We start from the raw sequence: 1406 nt of genomic DNA, 5'->3' as shown, positions 1-1406 counted from the left end.
CCGCCCCCGCCCTGCCGCTGCGCACCGACCCCGCCGACGTCGACCGGCCCCGGTTCACCCGCAGGGCCGACCGGCTCGACCCCAAGGAGTGGAACGCCCTCACCGGCCTGGCCCGCGCCGCGGGCGTCACCCCCGCCACCCTGCTGCTGGCCTGCTACGGCGAGGTCCTCGGCAGGTGGAGCGGGCAGACCGAACTCAGCCTCACCCTCACCCTGTTCAACCGCCACGACCTGCACCCCCACATCGGCCGCGTGCTCGGCGACTTCACCTCCCTGTCGCTGACCTCCTACCACCGCGCGCCCGGCCAGGACCCCGCCGGGGCGGCCCGCGACCTCCAGCGGCGCCTGGGCCGGGACCTGGACCACCGGGAGGTGCCCGCCGAGGAGGTGCTGCGCGAGCTGGCGCGGCGCACCGGCACCGCCCAGCCCGGGATCCCCGTGGTGTTCACCAGCTCCCTGGGTGTGGGTGAGGGGGTGTCCATGGACCTGTCCCCGGACTTCCCGCGCCGGGTGTGGGGCCTGTCCCAGTCGCCCCAGGTGTACCTGGACAACCAGGTCCTGGAGAGCGGCGGCGGGCTGGAGGTGTACTGGGACGCGGTGGAGGAGCTGTTCCGCCCCGGGGTCCTGGACGCCATGTTCGCGGCCTACCTGGAACTGCTGCGCGCGCTCGCCCGCGACGGCGAACAGGGCTGGGAGCAGGCCTGCGCCCGGATGCTGCCCGCCGACCAGCGCGTGGTGCGCGCCTCGGTCAACGCCCCCTCCGGGACCGTCCGGAAGGCCCTGCTGCACGACGCCTTCTTCGACGGCGCGGCCGCACGCGCCGACGCCCCCGCCCTGGTCACGGACCGGGCCGTGACCACCCACGGCCAGCTGGCGGACCGGTCCCTGCGCGTCGCCGCCGGACTGGTCGAACGCGGCGTGCGGCCCGGCGACGCGGTCGCGGTGTGCCTGCCCAAGGGCCCCGACCAGGTCTGCGCGGTCCTGGGCGTCCTGGCCGCCGGAGCCCTCTACGTTCCGGTCGGCGCGGGCCAGCCCCCGCTGCGGCGCGAGCGCATCCACCGCGCGGCCCGGACCGTGCTGGCCGTCGGCGACGGCACCGGCGCGCCCCGGTCCGCCGACGTGGCCGAACTCCTCCAGACCCCGCCCCTGGACGCGCCCGTGCCGCGCGACCCCGGCGAGGCCGCCTACACGATCTTCACCTCAGGTTCCACCGGGGAGCCCAAGGGCGTGGAGGTCTCCCACACCGCCGCGCTCACCACGGTCGCCGAGATCAACGACCGCTACCGGGTCGGCCCCGGCGACCGGGTCCTGGCCCTGTCCGCGCTCGACTTCGACCTGTCGGTCTACGACGTCTTCGGCCTGCTCGGTGCGGGCGGCGCGCTCGTCCTGCCCGAGGAGGACGAGCGC

1 protein-coding gene is annotated in these 1406 nt (G+C 76.2%); it reads left to right on the top strand.

What is annotated here, in order from left to right:
• Positions 1 to 1406, top strand: a 1406-nt coding sequence (locus DQW06_RS18135) for an AMP-binding protein (RefSeq protein ID WP_157983479.1), incomplete at both ends; no start/stop codon positions are given.

The organism is Nocardiopsis sp. TNDT3 (assembly GCF_003427465.1).
GTDB classification, from domain to species: Bacteria; Actinomycetota; Actinomycetes; order Streptosporangiales; family Streptosporangiaceae; genus Nocardiopsis; species Nocardiopsis dassonvillei.
Note: the sequence above shows the minus strand (reverse complement) of the source record. Positions and strands in the feature narration are given on the sequence as shown.